We start from the raw sequence: 14,521 nt of genomic DNA, 5'->3' as shown, positions 1-14,521 counted from the left end.
ATTACTAGCAGCTCCTGCTACTCCCGTACTCATTAAAACCAAAGCAGATGTTGTGATAGTTAATGTAGATTTGTTAAACATAATATATTCTCTCCTCAATTTATTTAAAATAAATTTTTGCTCAAAATCAAATCAATAAAAATTATTTAGTTCTATTTACTTGAACTTCTTCAATATATTTTATAATCGCTTCAGCAACATCATCTAATGAAAACTTACTTACATTTACAACTAAATTATAGTTTGTAGGATCTCCCCATTCTTTACCTGTATAATAATTGTAATATCTTCCTCTTTTTTTATCTTCAATATTTAATTCTTTTAGAGTTTTACCGCCATAGACATTTTTTCCTCTTTCTATTCTAAACTCATCATCAGCAGTAACAAATATAGAAAAATGATTTGGCAAATCATCAAGTACAAAATCAGCACATCTTCCTAAGATGACACAACTTCCACTATTAGCTAATCTTCTAATAGCTTTTGCTTCAGACAAAAATATACCTCTACTTGCTTCACCTAAATTAATACCAAATGAACGAAATGGAAAAAATGCCATAGTTAATGGATTAACAGTATTTTCTAATTCTAATAAATCATTTTCATTTAAATCATCAGTTTCCAATTTAGCCGCTGCAATATGCACAATTTTTCTATCATATAATTTGACATTTAATTTCTTTGCCAAAATTTGTGCCAATTCACGACCACCACAACCGTATTTACGGCTAATACTGATAACAATATTCTTATCCATCTAACTCACCTATCCTTCATTTTGAATATATTCTTTTAATTCACTTTGTTTTTCCTTTGGTATTCTCTTATCTGAAATCAATACAAATGCACCGAATACAGTAAATACACCTACAACAGCACCTAAGAATAGATATGCCACTTTGAATCCAACAGTATCATAAAGATTTCCTACAATTGGGGATAAAATAGCTGAGCCTAATTGGTTTGATAATTGATAACCTACTAAATACAATACAGAAGACAATCTTGTATCAAAGTTCTTAGCCAAATATTTAAATACAGATACTAATAAGATAGATAATTCAATAGCATGTAATAATTTAATTATAGAAATACTAATTGGGTCATTTGCAAGTCCAGAACCAATCATTCTAAAAGTCATGATAGAACCAGCTAAGATTAAACCATGTTTTGGACCAATTTTATTAACAATAAATGGTGCTATACACATACCGCCAGCTTCAAGGAATATTTGTAAAGAATTCAAATAACCAAAAGTTTCATTACCTTGTTCAACAGTTGGGAATAAAGAAGCATAGTAAATAGCAAATTGTTGATCAAATACACCATATACGCAAGCAGAACCTAAAATAAAAATCATGAAAAGCCAAACATCTTTAATGCTGAATAAATGTTTTACATTTGTTAAATTAATTGGTTCAGATTTTATAAAATCAGCCTTACTTTCATCAATACGTACTGTTAATAATATTAAAAGAAGAATAATTGCTCCACCAGAAGCCATCCAGAAAATAAGGTCTGGATCATAATTAAATGCACGACCTGCACAAAATACACCTACAGCAGCACCAAGAGAACCCCATGCACGAGCACGACCAAATTCAAAATTATAAATACGACCACATTTTTCTATGAATGATTCAATAACAGCTACACCTGCATAATACGCAAGACTTAAAACAAATGAACCAATAACTGCCCCAACATAAAAGTTATTTATCAATAAAGGTTCATAAACAAATACGAAAAATGGACCTGTTAAAGCAACTAATATAACGATAAAAAATAACAAATATCTTTTCATGCCAATTTTATCTGAAAGATATCCATAAAAAGGTTGTAATACCATACTAAAAATAGCATTTCCAGAATAAATTGTTCCGATTTGCATACCAGTTAATTGAAGTTTTTGACCAAACCATATAGGTAGAAAAGCAAAAAATACCAACCATGAGAAGAAGTATACAAAGAAGAATGCACTTAATTTCCAATAAATCAAATTTTTCATTATAAACGCCCCTTAAATTTCATAAAAATCTACACTTGTTTTTATATTTCCATTTGGTATAAACACAATTCCTTTAGCTTCTTTTGATGGATAAATTCTAGAACTTAAAACACGTTGTCCGCCATTAATAAAAATTTCTAATGATGAATGGTCGCTAAAAATTTGTAAATTTATTTTTTCTCCAACCGGTTCGACACAAACTTCACGTTCTCCATTTACACCACGACCTGATTTATCGCGATTCAACTTAAATATTTTAGTATCTTTATCATATGAAATTACTGTTTCTTCTGTAGCTGATACACGTAATTTCAATACAAAGCCTTGTGCATTTTTCAAATCAAAATCCACATCTAATTGATAACAATCACCATTTACACCCTCAAAAGAAGTAGCTTCTTCTATTACCTGTTCATAATGTACTTTTGATTTATGTAATTTGCTCAATTCTTCAGCAGGTTTACTATAAATCATATTATTTTTTACTTCAAGAACACGTGGTATACTCATCATACCAGCCCAATGATTTTCTTGTTCTGGCATATTACTTTCCCACATATCGAGCCAAGCAATCATTAAACAACGATTATTTTTTTCATCTTGCATTATCTGTGGTGCATAAAAATCAAAACCATAATCTAATAAATCAAACTTGCTATCTCTATGGAATATACCTGTTTGATAATCCATCTTTCCTAAGAAATATCCAGATTGATGTACATTTAAGAATTTATTACCTTCTGGTTTTACACCTTGTGGAGATAAAATTAACGCCTCATGACCATCGATTTCTGCAAAATTAGGACATTCCCACATAAATCCTAAATTTTCTTTTACACTAGATGTAGCCATAATATTCAAAAATTCCCAATTAATTAAATCTTGAGATTTATATACAACTACTTGCCCACTTTCCTCTTTAGTTTGCACGCCTACTACAGTGTAATACCAATCTCCATGTTTCCAAACCTTAGGATCGCGAAAATGCTCTGTTTTTATATTTAAATTTTCAGGTAAAGATTTAATTACAGGATTGTTTTCTACTTTATCAAAACACAAACCATCATGGCTAACAGCTAAACATTGTGTTTCAATTCTATCATTACCACCATTACTATTATCTAAATCTACATGACCTGTATATAATAGATATAAATTTCCATCTTTTTCAATAGCACTACCAGAAAAACAACCATCTTTATCATATTCATCAGTAGGCGCAAGCGCTATTGGTCTAAGTTCCCAATTTACTAAATCTTTACTAGCTACATGACCCCAATGCATAGGACCCCATTGGCTAGAATATGGGTGATATTGATAGAATAAATGATATTCACCTTTATAAAAACAAAATCCATTAGGATCGTTTATCCAATTAGCTGGTGCAGCTATATGGTATTGTGGTCTCCAATAATCATTCTGTGCAATCGTCTCCATTTTTTGTTGAAATTTTTCAGCTTTTAATAGTGCTTCATTATGTTTCAAATTTTTCACTCCTATTATAATAAATTTATAAAACCGGTTCGATTTTTGATTAAAAATATTTGGAAATATAAAAATCTACTCTATATCAAACGCGTTTTATATTTCCTGAAATAATAATATCACTATCTTTTTAAAAAATCAACATTTTTTTAAAACAACAAAAAAGAATTTATTTTCTGATATTTATATTGATAAAAGGATTTATTCCTTTTATCTTAGCAAGTATCACCATATCGTATAGATATTGGCACAATTACCTCTTTTTCTATATTTTCGTTTTTTATCAAAGAAACTATCATTTCTGCAGTTTTTTGAGCTAATATATTTATAGGTTGAACAATAGCAGTTATATTATAAAAACTACTTTCTGTTATAAAAGTTCCATCATATGCTATAAATTTTATATCTTTTGGTATGTCTAATTTTCGCTTACGTGCTTCACCTAAGCATGCACAAACCACCATATCAGCACCATATACACCATCAATATGGGGATATTTTTCAAATACATCGACAGCAACTCGCTTAAAATAGTTCATGTCAAATTTATTCCATTCCATTTCATAATTTATCACTTCAATTCCATTTCTAGATAATTCATCTTTAAATGCACTATGATGTAAATATGCTGACATTGAACTATTTTTTATACCTGTTATTTGTAGAGGATACTTACAACCAGCCTTTAACATTGCTTGAGCTGATAATCTTCCACCTTTCTCATGATCTGAACGAATAATCGGTATTTTATTATTAATAATTCTATCAAAAGCCACAATAGGTTTATTGACATTATCATATAAATCAACTTCTAAAGAATGACAACCCATAATAATACCATCTATCATTTGTCTTCTTAACATGTCTACAATTTCATGTTCCGCATTCTCTCTTTCAATCGTTGAACAAACCATTATTTTATAATTATATTTATAAAGTGCTATCTCTAATGCACCAATAAAAGCCCCAAAAAAAGGATGTGCTACATCAGGTACAATAATACCAATTATATTTGTACTATTACGATATAAATTTCTTGCTAACTCATTCGGTACATAATTTAACTTTTCTATTGCATCTAATACTTTTTTTCTTGATGCCTCTGATACATAACCCTTATTATTCAATACCAATGATACCGTACTTGGTGCCACCTGTGCCAATTTAGCTACATCACGAATACTAGCCATATCTTAACCACCTTATGATACAAATACTTACAATAAAATTATAACATAAATTAAATAGGACAAAAAATCAAAAATTTTTCTTCTGCCTATTGATTTTTTCTGTAAAATTGTTTATTATAGGAATTGTGAGTTAGCACTCACTTATAAAGAGTGCTAACAACTATAAATTAACTTAGTTATAAAATCTATTTACGCATAGGAGGAATATACAATGATTAAGCCATTAGGCGACAGAGTTGTTATTAAAGTTTCTGAAGGCGATATTAAAACTGCAAGTGGTATCGTTTTACCAGATACAGCAAAAGAAAAACCACAAGAAGGTACTGTTGTCGCAGTAAGCGACGGCAAATATGTAGAAGGCAAAAAAGTTGCTCTTGACGTAAAAGTAGGCGACAAAGTAATCTTCTCTAAATATGCTGGTACTGATGTAAAATTCGATGGTACTGATTATTTAATCGTTAGAGATAGCGATATCTTAGCTATTGTTGAATAATTGACAGAAACTAATTAATTACAATTTTAATGTATAATCCTAGGAGGTTCTTTATAAATGGCTAAACAAGTATTATTTGGCGAAGAAGCTCGTCAAGCTCTTGGTAGAGGCGTTGATGCACTCGCTAACGCTGTTAAAGTTACACTTGGCCCAAAAGGCAGAAACGTTGTTTTAGATAAAAAATTCGGTGCTCCAACTATCACTAACGATGGTGTTACTATCGCTCGTGACATTGAACTTGAAGATCCATTCGAAAATATGGGCGCTCAGCTTGTAAAAGAAGTTGCTACAAAAACTAACGATATCGCTGGTGACGGTACAACTACTGCTACATTACTTGCTCAGGCTATGATTCGTGAAGGTATGAGAAACGTAGCTGCTGGTGCAAACCCAATGGTTCTCAAAAAAGGTATTGAAAAAGCTGTTGCTACATTAGTTGAAGAAATCAAAGCAAAAGCTCAAAAAGTTGAAGGTAAAGAAGCTATCGCTCAAGTTGCTTCTGTATCTTCCGCTGATGAAGAAACTGGTGCATTAATTGCTGACGCTATGGAAAAAGTTGGAAAAGACGGTGTTATCACTGTTGAAGAATCCAAAGGTATGCAAACTAACCTTTCTGTTGTAGAAGGTATGCAATTCGACCGTGGATACATTTCTCCATACATGGTTACTGATACAGATAAAATGGAAGCTGTTATGGATGATCCTTTCATTCTTATCACTGACCGCAAAATCTCTGCAATCGCAGACATTCTCCCAATCCTTGAAAAAGTTGTAAAACAAGGTAAAGAACTCGTTATCATCGCTGAAGATATCGACGGTGAAGCTCTTGCTACTATCGTAGTTAACAAACTTCGTGGTACATTCAAAGCTCTTGCTGTTAAAGCTCCTGGTTTTGGTGATCGTCGTAAAGCTATGCTCGAAGATATCGCTATCTTAACTGGTGGTAATGTAATCAGTGAAGAACTTGGCCGTAAACTTGATAGCGTAGAACTTGAAGACCTCGGTCGTGCTCGTCAAGTACGTGCTTCCAAAGAAGAAACTACAATTGTTGACGGTTTTGGCGACAAAGCTGAAATCGCAGCTCGTGCTGAAATTATCAAAAAACAAATCGCTGAAACTTCTTCCGATTTTGATAAAGAAAAATTACAAGAACGTCTTGCTAAATTATCTGGTGGCGTAGCTGTAATTGAAATCGGTGCTGCTACAGAAGTTGAAATGAAAGATAAAAAACTCCGTATCGAAGATGCTTTAAATGCTACTCGTGCTGCTGTTGAAGAAGGTATCGTTGCTGGTGGTGGTACTACTTTCATCGATATTCAACCTGCTCTTGAAAACATTGAAGCTGAAGGCGATGTAAAAACTGGTGTTGAAATCGTAAAACGTGCTATTGAAGAACCAGTTCGTCAGATCGCAAACAATGCAGGTCTTGAAGGTTCTGTAGTTGTTGAACATGTAAAAGCTGCTGGTGTAGGCGTTGGTTATAATGCTTTAGTTGGCGAATACATGGATATGATTGCTGCTGGTATCGTTGATCCTGCAAAAGTTACTCGTAGTGCATTACAAAATGCTGCAAGTATCGCTGCTATGGTTCTCACAACTGAAACAATTGTTGCTGATAAACCTGAAAAAGCTGATCCTGCTGCTATGGCTGGTGCTGGCATGGGCGGCGGAATGCCTGGTATGATGTAATTTAACATCTCATATCAAACAAAATTAAATAAACAAATTAAGCCTAGTGAATTTTCACTAGGCTTTTTCTTTTACACTATCACTATTATTTTTTATAATAAAATCTATAATAAAAAATTAAAATTTGAGGTGAATTTTTTATGATATTTTTATCTATGTTATTCCTAGGTACATTAATTGGTTTTGTTGGAGCAGGTGGCGCTGGTGTTACTATTACATTACTTACAGTTGGTTTTAACATTCCTATTCATATAGCATTAGGTGTTGCCTTATCTTCTATGGTTTTTACTATGATATCTGGTGTTGTAAGCCATTTACGTGAAAATGAAGTAGAATTAAAAACTGGCCTAATCATTGGATTAGGCGGTGTAATTGGAGCTTTTGTTGGTGCTAAATTTTCCACAATCATACCCGAAAATATTTTAAGTATTTTTACTGCTTTAATGATTATTCTATCTGCTCTAATTTTGTATATAAAAGTATATCACAATGATTTATTAAATAAATATTTAAAAGTTCCAACTACATCATTAGCTGGCAAAAAATTTTATATCTATGGTATATTAGTCGGTTGTATTAATGGCTTTTTATCTGGTACTTTTGGCATAGGAGCTGCTGCTTTTATTCAAATTAGCTTATTAATTATATTCGGTGTTCCACTTTTAAAATCCATCGGAACATGTATGTTGATTATTCTTCCTATTTCTGCTTCTGGTGGTCTAGGCTATCTCACTTCTGGAAATTTAGATTTCACTATTTTTCTACAAACAGTATCTGGATTAATGATAGGTGCTTTTCTTGGCTCAAAATTTACACATCTAGCACCAAAACCAATCTTAAAATTTGCCATTGTCGCTATGCCAACAATTGGGGGCTTAATTCTTTTATTATTCCACTAAACTATATAATTATGATTCCTTTCAAAATAAAAATCATTGACTTAGAGTTTACTTCAAATGCTATTATATTCTTAAGTATAAAACTTAACAAGGACGTGATAATATGACTATTAAAGAAGTAAGTCAAAAATATGATCTCAGCCCCGATACTATTCGTTATTATGAACGTATTGGTTTAATTCCACCTGTGCCACGCAAGCCAAATGGTATTCGTGATTTTGACCAAGAATCATGTAATTGGATTGAATTTATAAAATGTATGCGTTCTGCTGGCGTTCAAATCGAAGCATTGATTGATTATGTTCACCTCTTTTATCAAGAAAACACAGCAGAAGCTCGCAAAGATATCTTAATTGAACAGCGCGACCGCCTACAAAAACAAATTGATGCTATGAATATAGTAATAGAACGTTTAAATAAAAAAGTAGACCGTTATGAAGAAATCATTATTCCTGCCGAAAAAAAATTATTAAGCAAATAAATTAAAATTAAATTATAAACAAATAAAAACATTGCTATTTCTTATCGTTTTAAGTTATAATTAACTATGTATTAAATTTATAAACAAAAGAAAGAGATGATTTATGGACCCCGATAGGAAACAACAAACTAATTTAAATGATGAAGATGATAACTTTATAACAGAATATAAACAAGAAGTTATCCACAAGCCATGGTCAAAAACTTTAAAATTATTAGTAGCAATTACAACTTTGATTTTAGCCGTTGTCGGCACATTAGCTTCTTTCAAAGCTGCAAGTCTAGGCAACCAAGTAGTAACTACTCAAAATGAAGCTTTTAACCACTGGTCAAACTACCAAGCAAAAACGATTAAGAAAACAACTTTAGAAACTGAACTTTATACTATTGAAATTGAACTTGCCAAACTCAAAGACACAGATAATGCTTTAAAAACTGAACTTTTAGCTAAAAAAGCTATCTATGAACAAGAAATTGCTCAATATAAGCAAGAAGAAATCACTTTAACAGCTAAAGCTCAGGAAGCAGAACAACGTCATTTATTGACAAAAGAGATTTCTACTAACTTTGGTAATGCTTTAATCTTTTTGCAGATAGGTATTTTATTATCTTCATTGACTACACTTAGTAAAATAAAATATTATTGGTATATAGGTTCTATTTCCGGTATCATTGGATTTAGTATCTTTATCACTTCATATTATAGAAATTTAACTATGTAATTAAAAACCTCTTAGTATTATTATGCTAAGGGGTTTTATTTATGTTAAACTACAAATATACATAAATTTATCAGGAGTCTATCATGTCTATTACTTTCAATAAAAAACAACAACAAGTAATCAATGAATTAAATCAAAATATACTCTTAAGTGCAGGAGCTGGCACAGGTAAGACAAATATACTTTCTTATCGTGTAGCTAATATTTTAAATAAAAATCGTGCCAATGCTGATGAAATTCTCTGCTTAACTTTCACTAACAAAGCTTGTCGAGAATTAAAAAATCGCATCACTTCGCAATTAGATTTTGAAACAGCTAATAAAATCACTATTCGCACCATTCATGGCTTTGCTTATCAAGTGATTACCACTACCGCCAAAAAAGCACAAACAATATTTAAGGAATTCGTCATCTTTGATGATGAAGACCAAAAAACGCTAATCAGACAAACTATCGCCAATTTTTCTAAAGCTAGAGCCTTAGATATTCAATATATCGTAAATTGCATTGAGCAATTAAAGCAAGAACGAGCTTTAAAACATATCTATACCGAAGATATCGAAGCCGATTATACTACTATTTTTCATCAACATTTGAAGTTCAATAAAACATTCAATCAACAACAAAGCGATAATTTAATTAAATTTTTTCAATTTGATGGTTTAAATATAATCATCAACTATGAATTGGCTTTACAACAAATGCATGGTTTAGATTACAAAGATTTAATCGCCAATGCTTATCGTTTATTTCAAGACGAAAATATATGCTCATCATGGCGAAAACGCTACAAATATATCATGATTGATGAAATGCAAGACACTAGTTCTTTTGAATATACTATGCTCGAAAAGCTCTTTCCTGCTAATAATATCATGCTCTGTGGCGATGAATTTCAAACTATTTATGAATGGCGTGGCTCTAATCCTCAAAAAATCTTAACTGCCTTCACTGAAAAATATAACCCCTTAATTATTAATTTCAATGAAAATTATCGCTCTACAAAATTACTTTTAGAAATGGCATACAATACCTTGATAAATCTTTTTTGCAAAGAAACTATCCTTCATTCCTATGCCAAAAATCTACTTTCAAAAAGCAGTGAACTCGGTCATAAAATAGAATTAAAACAAGCAAACTCTCTAGCTAACGAAGCCCAATGGATTTTTCAAAATATCGTAAATTTATTACCTTTAGTAAAAACACCTACGCAAATAGCTATTTTAGTTCGTCAAAACAATTATCTACAAAACTTAACATTACATCTAAATTATCTAGCCAATATTTATAATCAAAAAAATCAAGAAGAACCTATTCATTTCATTCAAATAGATAATATCCGCTTTTTCAAACGTCAAGAAATAAAAGATGTTCTATCCATTATGAAATATCTCATCAATCCTAATGATTATCTCAGCCTACAGCGAATATTAGTAAATCTAATTCCTAATATTGGTATTCGCACTATCAAGCAAATATCATCTGCTGAATATCTTCAAAATGGATTGCGTTTATCTGACTTCATCAATGCAAATTTCCAAAATCCAAACTATGAACCTTTTTCTGACTTGATTTCAGCTTATTTATCCAAAGACATCATAGTTTTTGATATTGAAGGTACGGGGACAGATATTTTTGCAGACAATATTATTCAATTATCCGCAATCAAAATTCGCAAAGGGAAAAAAATAGCTGAATTCAATCGTTATCTAAAATCAGATAAACTTGTTAGCGACTCTGAAAAAGTACATCATATTTCTGATGAATATTTGCAAGCTCATGGCGAAAATCCTAAACTTGTTCTTCAAGAATTTTGTCAATTTATCCAAGATGCCATCATCACAGGTCATAATATTCGCGGTTATGATATGGATATTCTCAATCAAAATCTATTAAAACATAACTTGAAACCTGTAAATTTCTCTAATATAAATTTTGATACCTTAGATTTAGTTCGTCGTTTTTATCCTAATTTGCCTAATCATAAACTTGAATTTCTAAGTAATCATTTTCAATTTGAAACAAAATCTAATCATAACTCTTTAGATGATGTTTTTGCTACATGGGAATTATTACACAAATTGCTCGAAGATAAAATTATTCCTACAGCTAAAAAACGCAGTGAATTAATCAATAAACAAAAAAATAAATTCATTCATGTAGCTCAAATTTTCCAAAAACTGCATAATATTTTAAATGACAATTTACTTTTAGAAAATCTAATCGCCCAAATCGTTGAAGAATTTAATTTAGTGAATATCTATAAAGCTAATGCAACTCAAGATGGAGCTGTTCGCTTAGAAAACATTCGCAATTTATTTAGATTAGCCAAAGCAGAACTCAACTCACATCGAGGAACAAATGGCATCAAAGAATTATTACAATATGCTAGTTTATCTAATACAGATTTAGATGCTCTTACTTCTTCTCATCCTAAAATCCCTATTATAACTATTCATCAAGCAAAAGGCTTAGAATTTGATTATGAATTTTTAGCTGGCATGAATGATGACATTTTCCCATCATATTTCAGCACACGCAATGGCTCTATTACTGAAGAAGAAAAACGTCTTTTCTATGTAGCCATCACTCGTGCCAAAAAAGCTTTATTTCTCTCCAGTTCAGGTAGACCTAGTCGTCTATTAAATTATATACCTGAACAATTCATCACCAAAACCAAATAAAAATGATTACTATCTATAAAGGCATAATATTTATGTCTTTTACTTTTAACAAAAATTTTATAAATTTTAAAATAATTTCATATACTTTTACTTATATAAGTGCTAAAATAAATATAATTTAATCTATCTATATTTTAGAATAAATTGTATATATTCTATTGGAGGTATCCGCTTATGAAAATACTAATTATCGGCGGTGTTGCAGCCGGAACGAAAGCAGCTGCAAAATTAAAACGAGAAAATCGTGATTTAGATATCACAATCATTGCTAAAGATGGTGATATTTCTTATGCTGGTTGCGGTTTACCATATTATATTGGAGGATTTATCGAAGACCGCTCTAGTCTAATTGTTAATACTCCACAAAAATATGCTGCTATGACAGGTGTAAACGTCTTAACTAATGTAGAAGCTATTGCTGTGGATAATAATAATCATACTGTTATCGCTAAAAATTTAATCACTAATGAAGAAGCTTCTTATGCTTATGATAAATTAATTATTGCTACTGGTGCTTCACCTATCACTCCACCTATTGAAGGTATAAAAAAACAAGGTGTATTCTCTTTGCGCCTTCCTAATGATGCTGTAAATATAAGAGATTATGTTACTAACAACCAAGTAAAAAAAGCTGTTATTGTTGGTGGTGGCTTTATCGGTCTTGAAGTTGCTGAAAATCTTCTAGCTCAAAAAGTTGATGTAACAGTTATCGATTTTGCTCCACAAATCATGCCTAATGTCATTGATCCAGAAATTGCTAATTATGTACAAAAACATTTACAAAAACATGGTATTCGCGTATTAACTGGCGTTGCTGCTCAAGAAGTTTTAGGTGATGATAAAGTTTCTGCACTCAAAACCTCCGCTGGTGAATTAAGTGCAGATTTAGTAATCTTATCTGTTGGTATCAGACCAAATACTGCCTTTTTAAATGATACAGGTATGGAAATGTTCAAAGGAACTATTCTTGTAAATGAACAATTACAAACAAATTTACCTGATATCTACGCTATTGGCGATTGTGCTATGGTTTCCAACAGAATGACACATTCTGCTCAATGGTCTCCAATGGGTTCTAGTGCCAACTTAGAAGGCAGACTCTTAGCTCAAATTTTAAATAATACACCTAAAAATTATCCTGGCGTATTAGGCACAGGTATTGTAAAACTTCCAGAACTAAACTGTGCAAGAACAGGTCTTAGTGAAAAAGTTGCTCGTGATGCTGGTTACGATGTAGAAACTGTAATGGCAGTCGTTGATGATAAAGCTCATTATTATCCAGATGCAAGCTCTTTCATCACCAAATTAATCGTAGATAAATCCACACATAAAATCTTAGGTTTCCAAGCACTTGGAAGCGGTGCTGTAGACAAAATGGTAGATATCGCTGTAACAGCTATTTCCTTAGATGCTACTATTGAACAATGTGAATGTATGGATTTCTGTTATGCTCCTCCATTCTCCACAGCTATTCATCCATTTGTACAAACAGTTCATATTATGCAAAATAAATTAAGCAATAAATTAATCAGTATCACTCCTGCTGAATATCTAGCTGGCAAAGCAAAAGATTATCGTGTAATTGATGCTGGTTTAGCTCCTAGTATTCGTGGTGCTAAATATGTAGATTTAGCAAAAGTAAATGCACCTATAGAAGGTATCGGCAAAGACGAAAAACTTCTTTTAGTATGCGCTAAAGGTAAACGTGCATATTTCTTACAAAATCGCTTAAGACATCTAGGTTATACAAATACACTTTCCCTTGAAGGTGGTCTTTTCTTCAATGATGTAAAAGTAAAAACTACATCTAAATTAACACCTGAAGAAATAAAAGCTGTAAAAGCTCTAGGTTTCCTTCAAGACAAAAATACAGAAGATAAATTCAATGGTCGTGTAATCACTAGAAATGGTAAAATTACAGCTCAAGAAAGCAAAGTTATAGCTGAAGCAGCAGATAAATTTGGCAGTGGCGAAATAACAATGACTTCCCGATTAACTGTAGAAATTCAAGGCGTTCCATATGATAATATTGAACCATTACGCGAATATCTAATGCAAAATGCAGGACTTGAAACAGGTGGTACAGGCTCAAAAGTTCGCCCTGTAGTTTCTTGTAAAGGTACTACTTGCCAATATGGTTTAATTGATACATTTGCTTTATCTGAAGAAATTCATCAACGTTTCTATAAAGGATATAGAGATGTAAAACTTCCTCATAAATTCAAAATTGCAGTTGGGGGCTGTCCTAATAACTGTGTAAAACCAAATCTAAATGATATTGGTATCATCGGTCAACGCGTTCCTCAAATTGATTATGCAAAATGTCATGGTTGTAAAATTTGCCAACCAATGAATAGATGCCCAATGAAAACATTAAATGTTGTAGACAAAAAAATAACTATTGATGAAAAACATTGCAATCATTGTGGTCTTTGCGTAAATAAATGCCCATTCCATTGCTTTGATAATTATACAGATGGTTATCGCGTTTATATCGGCGGTCGTTGGGGCAAACGCGTAAAAGAAGGTCAACCATTATCCAAAATCTTCACATCTAAAGAAGAAGTTTTAGCCATTGTCGAAAAAGCTATTCTTTTATTCCGTGAACAAGGTATCACTGGCGAACGTTTCTCCGATACAATTGATAGATTAGGTTTTGCTAATGTAGAAGCACAATTATTAGCAGATGACCTCTTATCTCGTAAGCAAGAAAACTTAAAAGCACAAAAACATTTAGTCGGTGGCGCTACTTGCTAAATAAAATTAATATTATTTTTTAATTTAAATGATGAATTGTCAATCCAAGTGCGACACTTCTTTTAAAAATAAATTAAATGGATTATCCCAATTTAAACATTTTCTTGGTCTACT

Annotated in this window: 11 protein-coding genes; 7 read left to right on the top strand and 4 right to left on the bottom strand. The window is 31.7% G+C overall.

Features of this window, described 5'->3' with window-relative positions; all coding sequences use genetic code 11:
- Window positions 1–142 precede the first annotated feature (142 nt).
- The 4 genes from AC5LAX_RS03710 to AC5LAX_RS03695 form a co-directional block, all read right to left on the bottom strand.
- Window positions 143–757, bottom strand: a complete 615-nt coding sequence (locus tag AC5LAX_RS03710; RefSeq protein ID WP_018999471.1) for a cytidylate kinase-like family protein — start codon at window positions 755–757, stop codon at window positions 143–145.
- Between the two features lie 9 nt (window positions 758–766).
- Window positions 767–2,008 carry an oligosaccharide MFS transporter gene (locus tag AC5LAX_RS03705; protein ID WP_266287183.1) on the bottom strand — a complete coding sequence of 414 codons (1,242 nt, stop codon included), beginning with the start codon at window positions 2,006–2,008 and terminating at the stop codon, window positions 767–769.
- A 12-nt stretch (window positions 2,009–2,020) separates the two neighbouring features.
- Window positions 2,021–3,502: a glycoside hydrolase family 32 protein gene (locus tag AC5LAX_RS03700; RefSeq protein ID WP_493263636.1), complete on the bottom strand. Its 1,482-nt coding sequence runs from the start codon at window positions 3,500–3,502 to the stop codon at window positions 2,021–2,023.
- Between the two features lie 206 nt (window positions 3,503–3,708).
- A complete protein-coding gene (locus tag AC5LAX_RS03695; protein ID WP_288909081.1) occupies window positions 3,709–4,683 on the bottom strand; it encodes a LacI family DNA-binding transcriptional regulator in 975 nt (324 codons plus the stop codon).
- 211 nt (window positions 4,684–4,894) lie between these two features.
- Here AC5LAX_RS03695 and groES point away from each other — a divergent pair, with 211 nt between their 5' ends.
- The 7 genes from groES (at window position 4,895) to AC5LAX_RS03660 (ending at window position 14,407) form a co-directional block, all read left to right on the top strand.
- Complete coding sequence (gene groES, locus AC5LAX_RS03690; RefSeq protein WP_288909082.1) at window positions 4,895–5,176, top strand: co-chaperone GroES; 282 nt, start codon at window positions 4,895–4,897, stop codon at window positions 5,174–5,176.
- A gap of 57 nt (window positions 5,177–5,233) precedes the next feature.
- Window positions 5,234–6,865: a chaperonin GroEL gene (gene groL, locus AC5LAX_RS03685; protein ID WP_288909083.1), complete on the top strand. Its 1,632-nt coding sequence runs from the start codon at window positions 5,234–5,236 to the stop codon at window positions 6,863–6,865.
- A 140-nt stretch (window positions 6,866–7,005) separates the two neighbouring features.
- Window positions 7,006–7,764, top strand: coding sequence for a sulfite exporter TauE/SafE family protein (locus AC5LAX_RS03680; RefSeq protein ID WP_288909085.1), 759 nt, complete (start codon window positions 7,006–7,008; stop codon window positions 7,762–7,764).
- A 103-nt stretch (window positions 7,765–7,867) separates the two neighbouring features.
- Window positions 7,868–8,245: a MerR family transcriptional regulator gene (locus tag AC5LAX_RS03675; protein ID WP_018999465.1), complete on the top strand. Its 378-nt coding sequence runs from the start codon at window positions 7,868–7,870 to the stop codon at window positions 8,243–8,245.
- 103 nt (window positions 8,246–8,348) lie between these two features.
- Entirely contained in the window at window positions 8,349–8,966 is a 618-nt protein-coding gene (locus AC5LAX_RS03670; protein ID WP_117464561.1) for a DUF4337 domain-containing protein, read from the top strand.
- An 83-nt stretch (window positions 8,967–9,049) separates the two neighbouring features.
- On the top strand, window positions 9,050–11,650 hold the full coding sequence (locus AC5LAX_RS03665; protein WP_288909087.1) for a 3'-5' exonuclease: 2,601 nt from the start codon (window positions 9,050–9,052) through the stop codon (window positions 11,648–11,650).
- A gap of 174 nt (window positions 11,651–11,824) precedes the next feature.
- Window positions 11,825–14,407, top strand: a complete 2,583-nt coding sequence (locus tag AC5LAX_RS03660; RefSeq protein ID WP_288909088.1) for an FAD-dependent oxidoreductase — start codon at window positions 11,825–11,827, stop codon at window positions 14,405–14,407.
- Window positions 14,408–14,521 lie beyond the last annotated feature (114 nt).

This window comes from Megamonas sp., from assembly GCF_986095205.1.
The sequence above is the reverse complement of the archived record's forward strand: the minus strand, read 5'-3'. Positions and strand labels throughout refer to the sequence as shown.

Excerpts from the sequence above, each read along its gene's own strand:
- AC5LAX_RS03710 (WP_018999471.1), bottom strand. The coding sequence starts at position 757 with ATGGATAAGAATATTGTTATCAGTATTAGCCGTAAATACGGTTGTGGT.
- AC5LAX_RS03705 (WP_266287183.1), bottom strand. The coding sequence starts at position 2,008 with ATGAAAAATTTGATTTATTGGAAATTAAGTGCATTCTTCTTTGTATAC.
- AC5LAX_RS03695 (WP_288909081.1), bottom strand. The coding sequence starts at position 4,683 with ATGGCTAGTATTCGTGATGTAGCTAAATTGGCACAGGTGGCACCAAGT.
- groES (WP_288909082.1), top strand. The coding sequence starts at position 4,895 with ATGATTAAGCCATTAGGCGACAGAGTTGTTATTAAAGTTTCTGAAGGC.
- groL (WP_288909083.1), top strand. The coding sequence starts at position 5,234 with ATGGCTAAACAAGTATTATTTGGCGAAGAAGCTCGTCAAGCTCTTGGT.
- AC5LAX_RS03680 (WP_288909085.1), top strand. The coding sequence starts at position 7,006 with ATGATATTTTTATCTATGTTATTCCTAGGTACATTAATTGGTTTTGTT.
- AC5LAX_RS03675 (WP_018999465.1), top strand. The coding sequence starts at position 7,868 with ATGACTATTAAAGAAGTAAGTCAAAAATATGATCTCAGCCCCGATACT.
- AC5LAX_RS03670 (WP_117464561.1), top strand. The coding sequence starts at position 8,349 with ATGGACCCCGATAGGAAACAACAAACTAATTTAAATGATGAAGATGAT.
- AC5LAX_RS03665 (WP_288909087.1), top strand. The coding sequence starts at position 9,050 with ATGTCTATTACTTTCAATAAAAAACAACAACAAGTAATCAATGAATTA.
- AC5LAX_RS03660 (WP_288909088.1), top strand. The coding sequence starts at position 11,825 with ATGAAAATACTAATTATCGGCGGTGTTGCAGCCGGAACGAAAGCAGCT.